This is a genomic window from Bosea sp. 124, assembly GCF_003046175.1.
Taxonomy (GTDB): Bacteria; Pseudomonadota; Alphaproteobacteria; order Rhizobiales; family Beijerinckiaceae; genus Allobosea.
The window spans coordinates 1293353-1312352 of record NZ_PZZM01000001.1; the positions used below are offsets into that span (position 1 = coordinate 1293353).

At 68.3% G+C, this 19000-nt stretch carries 21 protein-coding genes; 6 read left to right on the forward strand and 15 right to left on the reverse strand.

Annotation, left to right across the window (positions count from 1 at the left end):
- Positions 1-26: 26 nt before the first annotated feature.
- On the forward strand, positions 27-1361 hold the full coding sequence (locus tag C8D03_RS06155) for an 8-oxoguanine deaminase (protein ID WP_108045478.1): 1335 nt from the start codon (positions 27-29) through the stop codon (positions 1359-1361).
- A gap of 74 nt (positions 1362-1435) precedes the next feature.
- On the forward strand, positions 1436-1687 hold the full coding sequence (locus tag C8D03_RS06160) for a hypothetical protein (RefSeq protein WP_108045479.1): 252 nt from the start codon (positions 1436-1438) through the stop codon (positions 1685-1687).
- A 24-nt stretch (positions 1688-1711) separates the two neighbouring features.
- Here the strand turns inward: C8D03_RS06160 and C8D03_RS06165 are convergent, their stop codons facing one another.
- The 8 genes from C8D03_RS06165 to C8D03_RS06200 all read right to left on the reverse strand — a co-directional run bounded on the left by C8D03_RS06165 (position 1712) and on the right by C8D03_RS06200 (position 7671).
- Positions 1712-2218 carry a MarR family winged helix-turn-helix transcriptional regulator gene (locus C8D03_RS06165; RefSeq protein WP_108045480.1) on the reverse strand — a complete coding sequence of 169 codons (507 nt, stop codon included), beginning with the start codon at positions 2216-2218 and terminating at the stop codon, positions 1712-1714.
- Positions 2219-2385: 167 nt separating this feature from the next.
- A complete protein-coding gene (locus tag C8D03_RS06170) occupies positions 2386-2598 on the reverse strand; it encodes a hypothetical protein (RefSeq protein ID WP_108051264.1) in 213 nt (70 codons plus the stop codon).
- Between the two features lie 98 nt (positions 2599-2696).
- Positions 2697-3452 (reverse strand): precorrin-6A synthase (deacetylating), encoded by a 756-nt coding sequence (gene cobF / locus C8D03_RS06175; protein WP_108045481.1) that lies wholly within the window; start codon positions 3450-3452, stop codon positions 2697-2699.
- A gap of 65 nt (positions 3453-3517) precedes the next feature.
- Positions 3518-3835, reverse strand: coding sequence for a hypothetical protein (locus tag C8D03_RS06180; RefSeq protein ID WP_108045482.1), 318 nt, complete (start codon positions 3833-3835; stop codon positions 3518-3520).
- Complete coding sequence (locus C8D03_RS06185; protein WP_108045483.1) at positions 3825-4100, reverse strand: hypothetical protein; 276 nt, start codon at positions 4098-4100, stop codon at positions 3825-3827. Before C8D03_RS06185 ends, C8D03_RS06180 begins: the two co-directional genes overlap by 11 nt.
- Positions 4101-4196: 96 nt before the next feature.
- Positions 4197-5621, reverse strand: coding sequence for a dihydropyrimidinase (gene hydA / locus C8D03_RS06190; RefSeq protein ID WP_108045484.1), 1425 nt, complete (start codon positions 5619-5621; stop codon positions 4197-4199).
- 244 nt (positions 5622-5865) lie between these two features.
- Positions 5866-6648: a VOC family protein gene (locus C8D03_RS06195; protein ID WP_108045485.1), complete on the reverse strand. Its 783-nt coding sequence runs from the start codon at positions 6646-6648 to the stop codon at positions 5866-5868.
- Positions 6649-6684: 36 nt separating this feature from the next.
- On the reverse strand, positions 6685-7671 hold the full coding sequence (locus C8D03_RS06200) for a TRAP transporter substrate-binding protein (protein WP_108045486.1): 987 nt from the start codon (positions 7669-7671) through the stop codon (positions 6685-6687).
- Positions 7672-7947: 276 nt separating this feature from the next.
- Here C8D03_RS06200 and C8D03_RS06205 point away from each other — a divergent pair, with 276 nt between their 5' ends.
- From C8D03_RS06205 to C8D03_RS06220, 4 genes are all read left to right on the forward strand, one after another.
- Positions 7948-8799, forward strand: coding sequence for a hypothetical protein (locus C8D03_RS06205; RefSeq protein WP_108045487.1), 852 nt, complete (start codon positions 7948-7950; stop codon positions 8797-8799).
- Complete coding sequence (locus C8D03_RS06210; protein ID WP_108045488.1) at positions 8783-9256, forward strand: hypothetical protein; 474 nt, start codon at positions 8783-8785, stop codon at positions 9254-9256. The genes C8D03_RS06205 and C8D03_RS06210 overlap by 17 nt, the downstream gene beginning before the upstream one ends.
- Positions 9257-9372: 116 nt before the next feature.
- Positions 9373-9741, forward strand: a complete 369-nt coding sequence (locus tag C8D03_RS06215) for a hypothetical protein (RefSeq protein WP_108045489.1) — start codon at positions 9373-9375, stop codon at positions 9739-9741.
- Between the two features lie 285 nt (positions 9742-10026).
- Complete coding sequence (locus C8D03_RS06220; protein ID WP_108045490.1) at positions 10027-11091, forward strand: coiled-coil domain-containing protein; 1065 nt, start codon at positions 10027-10029, stop codon at positions 11089-11091.
- A gap of 108 nt (positions 11092-11199) precedes the next feature.
- Here the strand turns inward: C8D03_RS06220 and C8D03_RS06225 are convergent, their stop codons facing one another.
- From C8D03_RS06225 to C8D03_RS06255, 7 genes are all read right to left on the reverse strand, one after another.
- Entirely contained in the window at positions 11200-11583 is a 384-nt protein-coding gene (locus C8D03_RS06225; protein WP_108045491.1) for a carboxymuconolactone decarboxylase family protein, read from the reverse strand.
- A 102-nt stretch (positions 11584-11685) separates the two neighbouring features.
- Positions 11686-12918, reverse strand: a complete 1233-nt coding sequence (locus C8D03_RS06230) for an ABC transporter substrate-binding protein (protein ID WP_108045492.1) — start codon at positions 12916-12918, stop codon at positions 11686-11688.
- 99 nt (positions 12919-13017) lie between these two features.
- Positions 13018-13725, reverse strand: a complete 708-nt coding sequence (locus C8D03_RS06235; protein WP_108045493.1) for an ABC transporter ATP-binding protein — start codon at positions 13723-13725, stop codon at positions 13018-13020.
- The gene (locus C8D03_RS06240) at positions 13712-15469 is read right to left on the reverse strand and encodes a branched-chain amino acid ABC transporter ATP-binding protein/permease (RefSeq protein WP_108045494.1); all 1758 of its coding nucleotides are present in this window, start codon (positions 15467-15469) and stop codon (positions 13712-13714) included. The genes C8D03_RS06235 and C8D03_RS06240 overlap by 14 nt, the downstream gene beginning before the upstream one ends.
- Position 15470: 1 nt before the next feature.
- Positions 15471-16427: a branched-chain amino acid ABC transporter permease gene (locus C8D03_RS06245; RefSeq protein ID WP_248308367.1), complete on the reverse strand. Its 957-nt coding sequence runs from the start codon at positions 16425-16427 to the stop codon at positions 15471-15473.
- Positions 16428-16555: 128 nt separating this feature from the next.
- Complete coding sequence (locus tag C8D03_RS06250; protein ID WP_248308368.1) at positions 16556-18001, reverse strand: MmgE/PrpD family protein; 1446 nt, start codon at positions 17999-18001, stop codon at positions 16556-16558.
- Positions 18002-18040: 39 nt separating this feature from the next.
- Positions 18041-18928 carry an NAD(P)-dependent oxidoreductase gene (locus C8D03_RS06255; RefSeq protein ID WP_108045495.1) on the reverse strand — a complete coding sequence of 296 codons (888 nt, stop codon included), beginning with the start codon at positions 18926-18928 and terminating at the stop codon, positions 18041-18043.
- Positions 18929-19000: the final 72 nt, after the last annotated feature.

A 19000-nucleotide genomic window follows, 5' to 3' on the forward strand; every position in this document is an offset into this window, starting at 1 on the left:
CCTCATCAACTCGGCCGGAACAGATCATGCGCCTCTGGATCAGGAATCCGCTCGGCATCGTCGCGGAGGCGGCCGGCGGCGGCGTCGTGGTCGAGGGCTCGCGCATCGTCGAACTGGTTCAACCCGGGCAGGCCCCCGCCCGGCCGGTCGACGACATCTTCGACGCCTCGAACCATGTCGTGCTGCCCGGGCTGATCAACACCCACCACCATTTCTACCAGACGCTGACGCGGGCCCACCCGGCCGCGATCGACCGCGAGCTGTTTCCGTGGCTGACCGCGCTCTACCCGCTCTGGGCCAGGCTCAACCCCGACGATCTGCGGCTGGCGGTCAGGGTCGCGCTGAGCGAGCTTCTGCTCTCGGGCTGCACCACGGCCGCCGACCACCATTATCTCTATCCGAAAGGGCTGGAGAGCGCGGTCGACATCGCGGTCGAGGAGGCGCGCACGCTCGGCATCCGCGCGACTATCTCGCGCGGCTCGATGAACCTGTCCCAGAAGGATGGCGGCCTGCCGCCCGACAGCGTGGTGCAGGACGAGGACACGATCCTCGCCGACAGCGAGCGCGTGCTGAGCCTGTTCCACGATCCGGCGCCGGGCGCGATGATCCAGATCGCGCTTGCGCCCTGCTCGCCCTTCTCGGTGACGCCCGCGCTGATGGCCAGGAGCGCGGAGCTGGCGGCGCGGTTTGACGCGCCGCTGCACACCCATCTCGCCGAGACCAGGGACGAGGACGCCTATTGCCTCGAAACCTATGGCAAGCGCCCGCTCGACCTGCTGGAGGAGACCGGCTGGATGCGGCCGAAGACCTGGCTGGCGCATGGCATCCATTTCTCCTGCGAGGAATGCGAGCGGCTGGGCAAGGCCGGGGTCGGGGTCTGCCACTGCCCAACCTCGAACGGCGTTCTGGCCTCGGGCTTCTGCCGGACGCGCGAGCTGGAGGCGGCCGGCGCACCGCTGGGCCTGGGCGTCGACGGCTCCGCCTCGAATGACGGCTCGAACCTGATGGAGGAGTTGCGCCACGCTCTCCTGATCAACCGGCTGCGCTATGAGAGCGCGACCGCGGTGACGGCGCGCGACGTGATCCGCTGGGCCACCGAAGGCTCGGCGCGCTGCCTCGGCCGCTCCGACATCGGGCGGATCGCGCCCGGGTTGGAGGCCGATCTTGCGCTCTTCCGGCTGGACGAGCTGCGCTTCTCGGGCGCGCATGACCCTGTCGCGGCACTGGTGCTCTGCGGCGCCAGCCGCGCCGACCGGGTGATGGTCGCCGGGCGCTGGCGCGTCGTCGACGGCGCGGTGCCGGGGCTCGATGTCGCAGCGCTCAGGCTGGCGCATGGGGCGGCTTCGCGCCGCTATGCCTGAGGCTCTTTCTCAATCTCGACGCATTTGCGGCCTTGGCTGTCGCGATGCCACGCCAAGCCGAAGGATGACGGGACATGAAGATCGCAGCGATCGCCGCCCTGGCCCTTTCACTCCTGGCCGGCGGCTGCATCACCATCGAAGAGCGTCGCGCGCTCGATGCCGAGCAGTGCCGCGGCTATGGCTTCCGCACCGGGACCGATGCCTTCGCGCAATGCCTGCAGGAGATCGATCTCGACCGCGCCGACAGGCGCCGAAGCTATGGCTATCAGGATTTCAGCGGCCCCTATGGCGGGTACGGCTTCGGCTACGGTTACCGGCGCTGGTGACAGGGGCGATGGCCCGGCTGCGCCTCACTCGCCGGCCCCGAACTGCCGCAACTCGGGCAGGCGTGCATGCAGCCGGCGCAGGAAGCCGATCAGTTGCGTGCGCTCCTGGGGCGTGAAGTCCTCCAGCATCAGCCCTTCGCGCGCCGTGGCCAGCGCGATCAGACCGTCATGCAGGGCATAGCCGCTCGGCGTCAGCTCCAGCAGCAGGCGGCGCGCATCGCGATCATCCGCGCTTTCCGCGACATGGCCGGCCGCGACCAAAGCCGCGACGCCACGGCTGACCGCGCCCTTGTCGAGCCCGATGACCTCGCAGATGCGCTGCGCCGCGATGCGGGGTTCGATGGCGAGCTGCGAGATCACGCGCCATTCGGTGACGCCGACGCCGAAGCGCTCCAGATAAAGCCGCGACGAGCTGCGCGACCAGGTGTTCGAGATCGCCGTCAGGAAATAGGGGACATAGCCGCCGAGATCGAGAACATCCCGTTCTTCGCCGCCGTCTCCGGCGGCCCTGTTGCGCTTCGTCGAAGGCATGGCTCGTCCTGCAATCCGTGGCGCGCATCTCACATGCGGCCGCCGCACGGGGCAAGCGGCGGCTTCCTGCGTCGGCGGAGGCGCAGGACCAGCGGCCGATCCTCGTCACCGCGCGCCCCAACGCAGACCGCCTCGCATCCGCTCGCGAGTCGGCCCGACGATCCTTTTCAGTATCTGCGGCGCCTCGTCGATGAGGCAAGATAGCCCAGCGCCAGCATCATGGCGGAGACCGAGAGGCCGACGCTGATCACGCCTGCCGGCGTGATCCTGGCACTGCCCTGCAAGGTCATGTGCCTGCCCAGGCGCAGTTCGAAAGCCGACCTGATTTCCTCGGGATGCGAGGGGACCGGGGCTGAAGGCTCGTCCGGAACAACCGACATTCTGAAACTCCCCATCGCGTGGGCCACCGCTCGCAGGAGCATGCATCCGCGACCGAGCCACTTGGAAGCCCCCATGATTCACCCGGGCCTTAAAGGCGCTAAGCCTCGCGACGCCGCAGCAGATAGGTATCCATGATCCAGCCATGCCGCTGGCGCGCCTGGGCGCGGACCTGTTCGATCTCGCCCGCTACATCGGCGAGGCGGCCCGCGATCAGGATTTCGTCCGGCGTTCCGAGATAAGCGCCCCAGTAGATGTCCAGATCCCCGGGCGCGATCCGGGCGAAGGCCTGCTCGCCATCGAGCATGACGACGACGCTGTCCTGCCCCGCCGGGAAGCCGGCAGCGAGCTTGCGCCCGGTGGTGATCATGACCGGCTCGCCGATGCGGTTCAGCGCGATCCTGTGACGCGCGGCCAGCACCTGCACGCTGCTGATGCCGGGAATGACCTCCCAATCGAGCGCCAGACCGCTGGCGCGGACACGCTCGACGATGCGCAGCGTGCTGTCATAGAGGGCGGGATCGCCCCAGACGAGGAGCGCGCCATGCTGGCCCTCCGCCAGCTCGGCGCGGAAGAGGCGCTCGTAGTTTTCCGCGATGCGCGCATGCCAGTCGTCGACGACACCGCGGTAGTCGGACGCAGCCGGCGCGCGCTGCGGCGTCTCGACCGTGACCGTCTTGCAGGGCTTCTCGATGAAACGCGCGCAGATCTCCTCGCGGAGATGGCGCAGCGCCGCCTTCTCCTCGCCCTTGTCCGGCAGGAAGACGACATCGGCCCGGTTCAGCGCCCTGATCGCCTGGACCGTCATATGGTCCGGGTCGCCTGCGCCGATGCCGACGATCAGCAGTTTCCGCATCCGCGCCTCGCGATCTGTCGTGAAACGGGCCGCATAGCATGCCGCGCCGCGCGAAGGGATAGGGTTCAGGCGCGGCCGGCGACCTCGGCGCGGGCGAGGTCGATGCCGGGCGGCGGCGCAGCGATCAGCGTGAGCGCCGCCTGAAGCGTCGCCAGATCCGCCGGGAGGCTCGGATGCCAGCCGCAAGGGCATGGCCGATCGCCGAGATGAGCATCCGCGACCTCCCTGTAGATCGAGCCGACCGCCTCGGCGGCGAGTTCGAGAACCGCGATCGGCGGCAGCCGCGTGGCGTGCAGCACGCCACAAAAGGCGCTCATCAGCGCCTGCCGGATTTCGAGACGGGCCGCGTCGAACGGCATCCCGGCGTCGGGCTCACGCCGCATGGCGCGCCGTCCCGTTCTGCCGGCCGAAGCCATGGCGCGAGGGCAGGCGCTCGGGCTCGGGCAGCGCGACCATCAGCAGATCGACCAGCCGCTGCATCCGCGGCGGCAGGGCGCGGCCGGCCTCGACACCGAGCGGCTGCCGCGCCAGCAGGAGCGCGCGGCGCAGCTCGTGGCGGCTGGCCTCCGTCCGGACGACCTCGCGGATGATGATCTCGTCGATGCGCCCGATCGCGGCGGCGACATCCGCTTCACTGACTCCGCCCATCGGCCATCTCCATCCGTGCTGGTGAATCGGATCGGGCGAACAGATAGGCGCGAATGAACGCGTCAGCAAGTCTTTGTTTTTATTAAAGAAATAGAACTATCCGAATGCACGGACGCCCACAGGCCGGGCCAGTTCCGAGCGCTCGCGCGCGACATGGCAGCCCTGCCCCGGCTTGCCGGCCAGCGCGCCGTCGCGCACCACGACCTGCCCGCGCAGAATCGTGGTGACCGGCCAGCCCGTCACCGCGATGCCTTCATAAGGGGTGTAGTCGCTGCCGTGATGCAGCAGCGACTGGCTGATCGTGACCTCGCGCTTAGGGTCCCAGATCGCGATATCGGCATCCATGCCGATCGCGATCGAGCCCTTCTTCGTCAGGCCATAGGTCTTCGCGTGATTGGTCGAGGACAGGGCGACGAACTGATTGAGCGTGATCCTGCCCTTGGCCACCCCCTCCGAGAACAGGATCGGCAGCCGGGTCTCGACGCCGGGAATGCCATTGGGCACCCAGCGGAAGGAGGTGCGGCCCTTCGGCGTCAGCTTGCCGGCCGGATCGTCATAGCGGAACGGGCAATGGTCGGAGGAGAAGACGCTGAAGATGCCGTTCGCCAGCCCCTCCCAGCAGGCCTGCTGCGATGCCGTATCGCGCGGCGGCGGCGAGCAGACATATTTCGCGCCCTCCATGTTGAGGCCGTCCATGTCCTTCTCGGTCAGCACGAGATATTGCGGACAGGTCTCGCCATAGACCTTGAGGCCGCGCGAACGGGCCCGCGCGATCTCCTCCATCGCCTCGCGGTTCGAGACATGGACGATCATCACGGGGACGTCGACGAGTTCGGCGAGCGAGATCGCGCGATGCGTCGCCTCGCGCTCGACCGGGATCGGCCGCGAGGTGCCGTGGAATTTCGGCGCGACATGGCCGCCGCGTTCGAGCCTGTCGGTCAGGAAGCGGATCGCGTCATCATTCTCGGCATGGACCATGACGAGTGCGCCGGTCTCGCGGGCGACCGACATCACCTCGAGCATCTCGCGATCATTCAGGGCGAGCCCGTCATAGGTCATGAAGACCTTGAAAGAGGTGTAGCCATCCTCGATCAGCGCCGGCAGGTCCTGGCCGAGCACCTGCTCCGTCGGGTCGCTGATGACGAGGTGGAAGGCGACATCGGTGTAGCAGCGGCCGTCGGCCTGCCTGTGGTAATCCTTCACCGTCTCGCGCAGGCTCGTTCCCTTCTCCTGCATGCAGAAGGGCATCACCGTGGTGTTGCCGCCGAAGGCGGCCGAGAGCGTGCCCGAGGCAAAGTCGTCGGCCATGACGATGCCCTCGCCGCTCGGCTGGGCGATGTGGACATGGCTGTCGATGCCGCCGGGCAGGACGAGCAGGCCGCTCGCGTCGATCGTCTCCGCCGCTGCGCCGAGATCATGGCCGAGCGCGACGATGGTGCCGCCCCGGATGCCGATATCGCAGGAAAAGACGTCTGAGGCGGTGGCTATCGTGCCGTTGGCGATGATGAGATCGTAAGCCATGGGATGCCTTGAAGTCTTCCGGTTGTCGCTCTGCGCCAAGGCGGCAGCCCCATCGTGATGCAAGCGATGGGCCTGAAACAAGTCACGGACCTGAAACAAGCCATGCGGTCATTGACGCCGTCATTCCGGGCCAGGGAAGCGCAGCCCCGGAAGCCATCGTAGCGTTCGGCCCCTTACGATGGATTCCGGATCGGCGCGGCTTCGCCGCTTGTCCGGAATGACGGTGCATGTGGTGGCGCGCCCCTCACAGGGCCTTGACGATCTCCAGCCTGGCGCCATGGGCGAGCGCCCGGTCGAGGCAGCGATCGGCGGGGCCGAAGAAGGATATCGCATAGGCGCCCTGCCCGCGCCGGCCGAGATGGCGCGTCAGGCTCTCGCAGGCATCGCTGCGCGCTTCCGTCAGCGACAGCACCTGCCGGCCGAGCCTGAACTGGGCGAGGCCGAAGCCGAGGCCCGGCACGGTGCCGCAGGCGACGGGCTCGAGCCCGGTCAGCGCACGATAGCGCGCGACCGAGGCCGCGAGGTTGCGCACCGCGACCGTGACCCCGGCAACGCCGGTGACGCCATTGGCATGCTTGCGCGCCTTGCCCTCTGGCACGCGCAGCGCGCGCGGCGTGACATCCTCGCAGATGAAGGGAATGTCGGGCTCGGGCGGGCGAGCCGAGCGCCAGGCGATGCGCGTGCCGTCCGGCTGCAGGCGCTCGCCATCGATCGGGCCTTCGATCTCGATGCCAGCCGCGCGGGTGCGGGCGAGATCGAGATCGAGCGTGTCGGCCGGCAGCAAGGCGTAGTCGACGAGGCCGCTGCCGGCCTCGTCCAGCACCTTCCACCAGCGAAAGCTTGGCACCGGCCGCGCGAAGGCGATGATCTCGAGATAGGCGCCGTCCGCCAGCACCACGAGCGCATTGCGCGAGCCGCGCGGATGCTCGCCGCCCGGCAGCACGGTGAAGCCCAGCGTCTCGTAGTCGCGCACCGCCTGGTCGAGATCGGCGACGGCGATGACGATATGGTCGATGGACTGCGGCATGAATGTGGTTCTCCGGATGCAGACAGGGTGGTGGGTTCAGGCGCCGGCGGCGATGGCCTCGATGCGGTCGAGCCCGCCGAGCTTCGACGCGAAGGCGGCCCAGACCTTGCGGGCGCCGGCCTCCCAGGCCGGCCGGTCCTCGGGTTGCGCGACCTTGCCGCCCTCGGCGGCGGCCTTCGCCATCGAAGCCTCCTCGTCGGTGACGATCAGTTCGTCGAAATAGCTGGTTCCCTCGGCGGCAGCAGCGGCAAGCGCCTCCCTGTCGCCGGCCGAAAGCCCCTTCCAGAACGCGGCCTGGACCATGATGACGCCGCTCGCCCAGATATGGCCGGTCTCGATCAGCCAGGGCACGACCTCGTGCAGCCGGAAGCCGACATAGGCCGATTCGGTCAAATCCATGCAGTCGACCACGCCGGTCTTCAGGGCGTTGTAGGTCTCGGGGATCGGGATCGGCGTCGGATAGGCGCCCAGACCCGACCAGAGCTCGGTGTGGAGCGGGCTCTGGATGACGCGGATGCGCTTGCCCCGAATGGCGGCCGGCGTGGTGAGCGGCTCCTTGGCGAGGAGATGGCGCGCGCCGTAGTTGATGAAGCCGAGCACGACGAAGCCCTGCGCCTCGTATTTGCCCTTCAGTTCGGCGCCGAGCGGCCCGGCCAGAACGCGCTTCAGATGGCCCCGGTCGCGGAAGAGGAAAGGCAGGTCCAGGAGCTGGCCATCGGGCACCCACCCCGAAAGCGCCGAGATGGTCGAGAGCGAGGCCTGCACCGAGCCGAGCCGCATGCCCTCGGCGACCTCCTTCTCGCCGCCGAGCGCGGCATTGCCGACGATGCGCAGATCGAAGCGGCCGGGCGCCGTCCGCTCCAGGATCTGCGCCATGCGCCGCCAGATCCTGGTCTCCGGCTTGTCCTCGCCGAAGAGCGAGGCGACCGTCACCGGCCGGCCGGCGGCCTGGCCCGTGCGGGCGGCGAGAAGGGCGGGGGCGGCCAGCAGGCCGGCACCGACCATGCGGCGGCTCGGAAACATCACGGGAACTCCTCGGCAGGGCCGCTGAAACGCCTGAGCGGGGCCACTTCCTGCCTCGGCCGGAATGCGCCCCACCGCAAGATGGGCCGACGCATCGCTGGAATGTAAGGGCGCAGCTTGACGCAGCCATCCCCAGCCAAAGCAACAGACAGCGCGTCCCAAGGGCGGCAGCACAAAATCTCGTATTGATACGATTCGCGAAGAGTCGATAGTTTGATTCACTGATTCGCGTTGGCGTTCCCGAAGCTCCTCAAGCGCGATTTTCGAGGCCCTCACTTGAACGCCCTCCCGGTTGCCCGTTCGAACGATTGGCTGGGCTCTCCCTCGCTGCCCGAGGCGCAGCCCGGCGGGTCGTCGGCATTTCCGGACGACGCCAGCCGCCCGGCGCCGGAGGCCGGCAGTTTCGCGCAGGATGCCGACCCCATCCACAGGCTGTCTGCGGCGCAGCAGGCCTTCCTGGAATTGCGCCTTGAAGCCGCGCTCGGCCGTCTCGCGGCGACGGAAACCCTGCTCGGAGCGGAGCGGCTGCATGCGCGCGAGACGCAGGCGGCGCTTGGCGTGGCCGAACGGTCCCTGCAACGCCACCGCGAGACGATCGTCGCAGCCGATCAGCTCCGCCGCACGGCCGCTGCGGAGATCGAGCGGCTGAAACAGGGCCTGCACGAGGCCGCCCTGGAGAAGACCCGGCAGGACCATCACATCGCCGCGCTGGCCGCAGCGCTGGCCGGCAAGACGGCCGAGATCGAAGAACTGCGGAACGCCGGCGCCGCCGTCGAGAGCGATCTGCGCGCGAGCAGGACGAAGCACAGCGCCGCCTCGGACGCGCTGCAGCGGGAGTGCCTGCGCCTGGAAGAAGCCTTGCAGGGCGAGCGTCGCGACACGCTGCTGCTGCAGCGCGCGCTGAATCTCGCCCGCGCCAACCGGCGCGCGCTGGAGGATCAGATCCGCCTGCAGCCGGTCCTGCTGCCGCCGCCGGAGCCGAGACTGGCCCTGCGCGGGCCGGCTCGCCTCGATGCCATTCCGGCGCATCTGACCGCTCTGCCTTCCCCGCAATCCCTCGAACACGCGGCCGCCGATGCGGCCGTCCTGCTCGGCTCGAACGGAGCACATCATGCAGCCTGCCGTTAGCGACCTCGCCACCGTCACCACCCTGCCGCGACAGAATGCGCAGTCATCGGACTCGTTCCTGAACGCCTCGGACAAGATCGCGGCGTTTCCGGCCGCGCTCTCGGCGCCGCAGGACATGCTCAGGCCGGCTTCGCTGCCGACCACGGCGACCACCCAGCAGCGTGACTGGCCGTCGGCGCTGGCGCTGATCGAGGAGACCAGCGAGGCCATCCGGATCAGCGATCTCCGCTATGCCCAGCTCGAGGAACGGCTGCAGCAGACGATCACCCAGGCGGCGGTCAACATGCGCGAGCTGGAAGCGCAGATCGCGACAGCCAACGAGATGCTGTGGCGCTCAGAGGAACGGGCCCGCCAGGCCGAGGCCCGCGCCGTCGAGGCCGAGGCCTGGCTCGCCCGCCTGCACGACGCCGTGACCACCTCCTTCGCACCGGCCAACCGCCCGCAGTCGCGCGGCTGACCGTGACACACAACATGCCCAGCCTGAGCCGCGCCATGCTTCGGTCGCCGGGCTGGCGAGAGACTTCGGACAGGACTGTGCCTTCGCCGCCTTCAGCGTCGGCACCGCGCGCCGAGATGCGCCGTGCGGCGGGCCGGCCGCATCCGCAGGATACCCTGGCCCTGGTGGAGGGCGCGGGCGAGGCCTTCGAGACACTCCAGTTCCAGTTGCTGTCGGTCCTGCAGAAAGCGAAGAGTTCGCTCCAGGACGCCCAGGCGGAGAACGCCCAGCTCCGCGAGGACGTCGCGGCACTGGCGCAGGAGAAGGACGGCTGGAGCGAGCGCGCCCGGAAGGCGGAGGCGACTCTCGACCGCGCCAACCAGGTGCTGCAGACGCAGCAGAGCATTCTGGAAAAGGCCCTGCTGCGCGAGCGCGAGGCGGTCCAGCGCGCCTATATGCTCGAGCTGAGACTGCGCCAGAACGGGGCGGCGGCACGGCCGGCCTGACCGGCTCCGGGCGGCATCCTCGCCGGATCGCCGCGGCCATCGCGCTCTCGCCTCGACCACGTCCAAAGAAGTTGTTCGCAACTCATCAAAATCGACGTTCGGAGATTGCCATGCAGCGCGCCGCGCCGTCTGCTTGCGCATCGCCTCCCGTACTGCCCTGAATGCCCCAGCGGCCGGGCTGCCGGAAGGCGACACGTCCCGCGTCAATCGGGGCAAAGTGGGGTGGCTTAGATGATAGGTGCAAGTCTGAGGCGTCTCATCGGCGGACGCAGCGAGGAGCGTGACGTGCGACCGTCACCGGCTTTCCACACGCCTGACTTCGCCGCCAACGAGCCCGGCGAACCGCCCGCCACTGTCCATGAGGAGCGCCCCAAGCAGAGCAGCTCGCATGAGGTCGGCCAGCTCATGGCCGCGATCAGCGACCAGTCCAACGAACTCCAGACCGAATTCGCCAAGATCTCGAACTGGTCCCTGCAACTCGACCTGCTGATGACGCGCACGGCGACGATGCAGCAGATCCTGCCGAAGTTCATCCAGACGTCGCAGGACCAGGCCACGCAGATCGAGGAGCTCGCCAGCGCCTGCAGCCGGCAGGATCGCGAGATCGCCGGCCTGCAGACGGAGCTCGGCCATTACCGCCCGCTGGCGCTGCGCTACGAGGAAGAGCTGCACCGCAGCCGCGCCACGCTCGACCAGACGCAGACCTCGCTCTCGACGCTGGAAGCCGAGCACGGCAAGTTGCAGGGCGAGTTCAACGGACTGCTGCAGCGGCTCTCCAGCACCGATTCGCGCGTCCAGCGGCTCTCCGAGGAGCGCCAGGTCGTCGACCAGAAGCTGCTCGAGAAATCAGCCGCGACGCAGAACCTGTCGAGAGAGGTCGCGATGCTGCGGTCCGATCTGGTGGCCGCCGACGGCGAGAACCAGCGCCTGCAGCGCGACATCGCCGCACTGACCGAGAAGATGATCGGCGAGCGCGAAGCCGCCAACGAACTGGCGAGCCAGGCGCAGGCGCGCATCGTCGTCGCCCTGCAGACGATCAAGGAGCTGGAAGCCCAAGCGATCGCGGCGGCCGAACGCGAGCGCAAGCTGGCCGAGGATCTCGCCCGGCGCGACAAGGGCGTCTACGATCTCGAGATCAAGCTCTCGGCCCTGCAATCCAAGGCCGATTTCCTGACGGGCGTGAACCAGCAGCTTCGCAACGACCTGCGCCACCATATCGACCATGTCGGGACGCTGGAGCATTCGAACCGCCAGCTCATCGACGCGATGTCGCGCAACCGCCAGGCGACCGAGGCCATCGGCCCCGACGGCTATGACGCCCCGCCGCTCAAGGCCGCCGCCGGCGAGTGAGCCTCGCGGCATGGTCTCTCCACACTCCACAGACGAACGGCCGCTGAATAGCGGCCGTTCGCGTTTTCGCGGGTACAGGGCGGGCGTTGCCGGCCCGGCGGACCGGCTTCAGCCTGCCGCGTCGAGTTCGGCGAAGGCCTCGCGCGCGATGCGGAACGAGTCCACGCCCGCCGGGATGCCGGCATAGATCGCGACCTGGAGGAAGACCTCGCGGATCTCGTCCTTGCTGACGCCGTTCCGGAGCGCGCCCTTGACGTGCATTTTCAGCTCATGGGGGCGGTTCAATGCGCTGATCATGGCGAGGTTCAGCATCGAACGCGTCTTGCGCGGCAGGCCGTCGCGGCCCCAGACGGCGCCCCAGCAATACTCGGTCGTGAGTTCCTGCATCGGCATGTTGAATTCGTCCGCCGTCGCCAGCGACTTCTCGACGAACTCCCTGCCGAGCACGTCCTTGCGGATGGCGAGACCACGATCGAAGACGTCCTTGCTCATGTCATTCTCCAGGTTGAGCGGGCAGTGATGCCCCGGGCGGCGCCCGGGGCGGGGGCGGCCGGCCTGTGAGAGCCAGCCGCGATCGGCGTCATATGATCTGCGTCACTTCTTGGACCAGATGGCCTGGCTGACCGCGAGATCGGGCGGGAAGACGGTATTGGGCACGCCGCTTTGCCACTGCACGATGGTCAGGCCGGCATTCACGCGGCGGCCCTTGTCGTCGAACTTGATCAGGCCGCCGGGGTAGTATTTCGACGGGCCGAGATCGAGCGTGCGCAGCGCCTGGGCGACGGCTTCCTTGTCGGCCTTGCCGGCCTTTTCGAGGGCCGCGGCGACGACCCACATATCGGCATAGGTCGAGATGCCGTTCTGGGTCATCCACGGCTCGCCATATTTGGCCTTGAGCTCGGCGATCAGCGGCTCATGGCCCTTGGAACCCCAGCTGCCGACGCAGGTCATGACGCCCTGCAGCATGTCTGCGCCCATCGTCTTGAGGATTTCCGGCTCGGCGATGGCGATGCCGAAGGAGATCATCGGAATACGCGCCTGGCCGAGGCCGAACTCGTTCATCTTCTCCATGATGAGCTTGCCGTCGGAGATCACCGTCGGCAGGAAGAACAGCAGGTCGGGCCTGGTCGCGCGGACCTTCTGGATGAGCGGCGTCGCATCCGACAGCGGCGGGGTGAAGGTCTCGTCGACGACGAGGGTGAGCCCATGCTCCTTCAGCAGGCGTTCGCGCATCGGCTTGACCGAGGCGACAGAGGCGCCGGTGTTGTCGGTGATGATCGCGACCGTCTTGGGCCGGACGCCGGTCGCCTTCTCGGCGACCTTCATCACCTCGGGCAGGCACTGCTCGGCCTGGGAGGCCGCGGTCGCCGAGGTCTGGAAGACGTATTTGAAGCCGCGATCGGTGATCAGGTCCGAATAGGACAGGGTCAGCATCGGCAGACTGGCGCGTTCGGTGACTTCGGTTGCGGCCAGGGTGAAGGAGGAGAGATACGAGCCGCTGGCGGCGACGAGATCGGTCTCCTGCGCGACCATGCGCTGGGCCGCGTTCTTGGCCTTCTCGACCGTGTCGCCGGAATCGAGCAGGACGAGCTTGAGCTTGGCGCCACCGAGCGCCTTGATACCGCCCTGCGCGTTGATGTGCTCGATCGCCATCTCGGCGCCCATCTTCATGACCTGGCCGGGGCGGGCATAGAGGCCCGACAGCGGCACCAGCAGGCCGACCTTGACCTCGGCCGGGTTTTGGGCGGCGGCAGGGAAGGCCAGTCCGAGGGCCGCGAGCGCGGGCAGAGCGGCCAGATTGCGGGTCAGGGAACGTCTCGTCGTCATGGTTTCGTCTCCTCCAGGGTGGTGCCGCTGTCGCCGCGGCTTTCGGGTCTTCGGTGTGGCTCGGTCAGATGGCCGGACAGGCCAGATGCCGAGAGAATGTCACATGCCCAGATAGGCCTGCCGGACGCGGTCATCCGCGCGCAGCGTTCGGTTGTCGCCTTCGAGAACGACGCGGCCGGCCTCGAGCACATAGCCGTGGTCGGCCGATTCCAGCGCCTCGGCGACGCGCTGCTCGACCAGGAGAATGGTCAGCCCCGTGTCGCGGCGGATCTCGATCAGCTTCTCGAAAATGAAATCGGCGATGGCGGGCGCGAGCCCCATCGACGGCTCGTCGAGCATCAGCAGCTTCGGCGAGGAGGCGAGCCCCCGGCCGATCGCGACCATCTGCTGCTCGCCACCCGAGAGCGTGCCGGCGAACTGGCCGCGCCGCTCGGCCAGCACCGGCAGCCAGGTGAAGATGCGCTCGATGTTGCGCTTCCAGTCGCGCTGGCCAGCGGCCGTATAGGCGCCCATCTCGAGGTTCTCGAGCACGCTCAGCGAGGGGAAGACCTGCCGCCCCTCGGGCACATGCGCGATGCCAAGATGGGCCCGGCCCGAGGGCGGGACGCTGGCGAGATCGATGCCCTCGAAGGTGATGCGGCCCTGGCGCGGCCGCAGGATGCCCGAGATGGTCTTGAACAGGGTCGTCTTGCCGGCACCGTTGGGGCCGACGACGGCGACGAACTGCCCGGCATCGACCGAGAGCGAGACATCGCGCAGGACGGGGATGGCCGAGTAGCCGGCCAGAACAGTCTCAAGCCTGAGCATCGACCACCCATTTCTTGCCGAGATAGGCCTCGATCACGCGCGGATCGCGCGTCACGGCGGTGGGCTCGCCATCGACGAGGACGGCGCCGTGATCGAGGACGAGGAAATGATCGACCAGCTTCACCATGGCCTGCATGGTGTGCTCGATGATCACGATGGTGACGGAGTCGGCCGCCAGACGCCGGATGACGGCGACAACCTCATCGGCCTCGCCATGGCCGAGGCCCGCCAGCGTCTCGTCGAGCAGCAGGAGCTTCGGCTGGCCGGCGAGCGCGCGCGCCAGCTCCATCAGCCGCAGCTCCTTGGTCATCAGTTCGCCGGCGAGCTTGTCGGCGACATGCGAGAGACCAACGCGCGCCACCGCCTCGGCGGCGAGGCGCTTCGCCTCCTCATCGTCGGGTGTCGCGACATAGGCGCCGAGCACGACGTTCTCGGCGACGGACATGCGCAGGAAGGGGCGCATCACCTGGAAGGTGCGGCCGACGCCGAGCGCGCAGATCTGGTGCGGCTTCATGCCGACCGTTTCGCGGCCATAGACCTTGACCTCCCCCTGGTCAGGCTTGAGGAAGCCGTTGAGCAGATTGAACAGCGTGGTCTTGCCGGCGCCGTTGGGACCAATGATGCCGAGGATCGCGCCCTCGGGCACGTCGAAGGAGATGTCCCGGTTGGCCTTGAGCCCGCCGAAGGACTTCGAGACATTGCGGACGCTGAGCGCGACCGGGGCATCCTTAGCCGGCTTCGTGCGCGCTGATGCCGCAACGGGCTCCGAGACGGCGGGGAGGATCGCCACAGCGCCGGCGCGCCCGCGCTTGAGGACGCGGTCCCGCAGTTTCCAGTAGACGCCCTCGGGCGCGATCAGGATGACGCCGATGATGGCGAGGCCGTAGACGACGCCCTGAATGCCGGGAAAGCGCGAGCCCAGCTCCGCATGCAGGATTTCAGCAACGGGGATCAGGAAGGCCGCGCCGATGACCGGGCCCCAGACCGAGCCGATGCCGCCGAACATGGCGACCGTCAGCGCCTGCGCCGAAACCAGCATGCCGAAGACGGATGGCGGCGTCACGACCAGCAGGACGATGGCGTAGAAGCCGCCGACCATGCCGGCGATCGCGCCGGAGATGGCGATGGCCTTGAGCTTCCAGGCGAGTGTGTCGATGCCCGCGGCTTCCGCCGCCGCCTCGTTCTGCTTGATCGCCATCAGGGCGCGGCCGAAGCGCGAACGCTCGATCCATTGCGAGAACAGCATCACCGCGACGAGCAGCCCGAGCGCCAGCAGGGTGTAGACCCTGTGATCGGCGAACTGCATGTAGGCGGCCGGGTTCTCGCGCTTGATCGGCAGCGTCAGCTCCTGATAGCCGAGCCATTCAAAGACGTAGAGCAGCGCCAGCGGGTAGGCGAGCATGGCGAGCGCGAAGTAATGCCCGCGCAGCCGGAAGGTCGGGAAGCCGACGGCAAGACCGGCGAGACCGCCAACCAGCGCCGAGACCGGGATCATCAGCCAGGGCGTCAGGTCGAAATGGATCTGACCGAGGGCGGTCGTGTAGGCGCCGAGCCCGAAGAAGGCGGCGTGGCCGAAAGAGACAAGGCCCGTATAGCCGGAGAGAACGTTCCAGGAGAGGCCGAAGCAGGCCCAGACCAGCACCAGCGTCAGCATGAGCTGGTAATAGGAATTGGTCACCAGCAGCGAGAGCAGCGCATAGGCCGCCGCAAACGCCAGGACCGGGACGAGAGAGGACAGACGCATGTCAGGTCCTCTCCACGACGCGGCCGAAGAAGCCCTGCGGGCGCAGGAACACGATCAGCAGGAAGACCACGAAGATCGCGGCATTCTGGAGCTGCGTCGGCAGGATCAACGTCGAGAGCTGCTGCACGAGGCCGATGGTCATGCCGCCCCAGAAGGCGCCGACGATCGAGCCCATGCCGCCGAGGACGACGCCGGCATACATGACGATGACGTATTCGAGCCCGATATAGGGCTGGAACGGGTAGTTGGTGGCGAGCAGGCCGCCGGCGATGGCGGTGATGCCGACGCCGAGCGCGAAGGCAATGCGATGCGCCTTGTCGACGTCGATACCCATATAGGTCGCGGCCTCGGGATTGTCGGCCGCGGCGCGCAGCGACTTGCCGAGCCGCGAACGGGCGATCATCAGCGCCAGCACCGCGATCGTCGCGATCGAGAACAGGGCCGCGATGCCGCGCGACTTGTTGACGAAGATGCTGACGAAATCGCCCCAGAACGGACCAAGCTCCCAGGCGCTGCTGGAGAGCGGCGTGCGGATCGAATGCAGCTCGGAGCCGAAGACGATCATGCCGCCGTTCTGGAGGACCAGCGCGATGCCGAGCGTCAGGATGAGCTGGGCGTAATGGCCCTCGCCGTCGAGCTGGGCAGTGCGCGTGCCGGTGACCTTCGAGATCAGCGCCTTGTGGATGCCGTAGCCGAACAGGAAGAGCAGCGGCCCGGCCAGCAGGATCGCGATATAGGGGCCGATGAGGCTGCCCGCGAGCGCCTGGATGCCGAGCGCGCCGAAGAGGAAATAGGCGGCATACATGCCGAGCATCATGAAGTCGCCATGGGCGAAATTGATCACCCGCATGACGCCGAAGATCAGGCCGAGGCCGACGCACATCAGCCCGTAGATCGCACCGGCGAGCAGCCCCGCGGCGAGCGCCTGCAGGATGTTCTCGATCAACTGCGCCGTCATCGCACGGCCCTCCGGGCGGCCGCGCCCTGCGGTCGTCTGGTCACGACAGGCATTCCTCACTCCCCATTCGTTCACGCCGGATCGTGTCGCCCGGCCTTCGTCTTCCGCACGCCCGATGGGGCGCGCGGTCAGCCTTTCGCGGCTGCCCGTCTGGTGCGGGCCGGGACGGCGCCGTCGCCGGCCAGGCAGAGCCGGCCGATGCGCCCGGCATCGGTCAGGGTTTCGAGCCCGTCGATCAGGGCTTCGATCTCGTCGGCCCGGCGCAGGCCGAGGCGCTCGCCGGCCGAGGCGCGGAAGCGCGCCCGGATTTCGGATTCCGTCGCCGGCACGACATCGGACAGGCGGTGATTGATGCGCGTGCCGTTGCGCAGCGTGACGGCGACCTCGGCGCCCTGACGAGCCGGGAAAGCGGCCGTGAAGCCAGCATCGCGGCGCAGGCTGGCGAGACGCGCCAGATGCAGGATCACCGGCTCGTCGAGGCGGGCGTAGTTCGCCTCCTCGACGACGCCGCGCCGGAGCGCGGCGGCGACACCGTACTGGATGCTCATCTTGGCCTGCAGCGCATGGGCGAAGGGGCCGGCGAAGTCGCAGCCGGGATAGCGGATCGCGGCGTCGGGCAGATCCACCGTCAAGGTCTCGATCTCGCCCGGATCCTCGATCTGGTCGGCGACGCGCAACGCCGCCTGACAGGCCGTCTGGGCGAAATTGCACGCGGGGACGGGCTTGTTGTAGACGGCAAGAATCTCGGCCTTGCCGTCGGCAAAGAGCGCGACGGGCGCGCGCGGCGGGCCACGGCGGAAGGCGGCGAAGAGCCCGGCCTCGCCTTCGAGGATCGTCTCCGAGGCATAGGCGCCGGCCGCCGCCAGCTCGACCGCGGTGACGGCACTGCGCGCAGCGAAGCCCGGATGGAAATACATGTCCCCGGCGCCGGTATGGGGCCACTGGTTGAGGCCACCGGAGGTGTTGGCGGCAAGACCGAGAGCGGCGACGATCTCGTCCTCGCTCAGGCCGAGCAGGATGGCGCCCGCGAGCGCCCCGCCGATCGGCCCGACCGTGCCGGTCGGCCGGAACAGGCGCGCCAGATCAGCGTCGAACAGGGCACGCCCGAGACGGGCGCCGCCCTCATAGCCGACCAGCGCCGCCTTGAGCAGGGCGGCACCCGAGCAAGCCTGATCCTGGCTGGAACGATCCTGGGCCAGCGCCAGCAGCGTCGGCCAGACGACGACGCCGTGATGGCTGATGCTGCCGGCATGCATGTCCTCACGGACGAGGCCATGGCCGGTCGTGCCATTGGCGAAGGCGGCCTCGCCCGGTGTCGCGAGGATGTCGGAGCCGATGATGGCGGCCCCGTCGGCGCGCGATCTGGCGATCGCCCGCGCCTGCCGACTCGTCGGCAGGTCGTAAGCCTCGAAGCAGCAGGAGAGGAAGTCGATCAGGCAGATCTTGAGCTTGGCCTGGACTTCCTCGCCGAAGCCGGCGGGCTCGGCTGCCAGCGCGGCCCGCGCAAGCATGCGCGTCAGCGAGGCGGCCGGTCCGTGCGACGGTTCTGGCATATCGGCGTGGACAGCGGCCATGGCGCGCTCCTTCCGAAACCGGCCTGATCGGGAGCAGGGTCAGCCGCGGATCTCGACCCCGGCCCATTCCTCCAGCACCTTGGCAATGCTGGTGAAATCCGACTGCGCGCCGAACTTCGCCTGCGTCACCGCGAGCATCTGGCGCACCGCCGCGCCGACCACCATCGGCACGCCCATCGCCTCGGCCTCGTCGACGCAGAGACGCACGTCCTTGTAGGACAAGCCCGTCGCGAAGCCGAAATCGAAGGTGCCCGGCAGGACCGAGCGCGGGAACTTGTCCTCGCTGGCGCTGTTGCGGCCGCTCGACACGTTGATGATGTCGATCAGGACCTTGGCATCGAGCCCGGCCTTGACGCCCATCGCCATCGCCTCGGAGGTGATGACCAGCGCGGCAGCCGCCATCAGGTTGTTGGCGAGCTTGGCGGTCTGGGCCAGACCCGGCTTCTCGCCGGTGAAGAAGATCTTGCCGAAGGTCTTCAGGATCGGCTCGAGTTCGTCGAAGGTCGCCTTCGGGCAGGAGACCATGACGGCGAGCGTGCCGTTGGTCGCGCCCTTGATGCCGCCACTGACCGGGCTGTCGACCGAGATGATGTTCTTCTTCGCCAGGCCTTCGGCGACGACGACCGCAGCGCCCGGGCCCGAGGTCGAGAGATCGACCATGACGCGGACGCGCTTACCGTCGCTGACGCCATCGGGCCCCAGCGCCACCGCCTTGACGATGTCGGGCGTCGGCAGGCTGACCAGAACGATCTCGGCTTCGTCCGCGACCGCCCTCGGCGAAGCCACGACCTTGGCGCCCTTGGCGGCAAGCGCATCGGTCGCCTGCTTCTGGGTGTCGAAAATAACGAGCTGGTGCCCGGCCTCGATGAGGCGGGAGACCATCGGTCCGCCCATGCGGCCGACGCCAACAAAGCCTAGAACTGCCATCCCTGATCTCCCTGCGCCGGACGCTGCGGCCCCGGCGTCTTCATTCGTTGTCACTACGCTAGCGAAACCGTG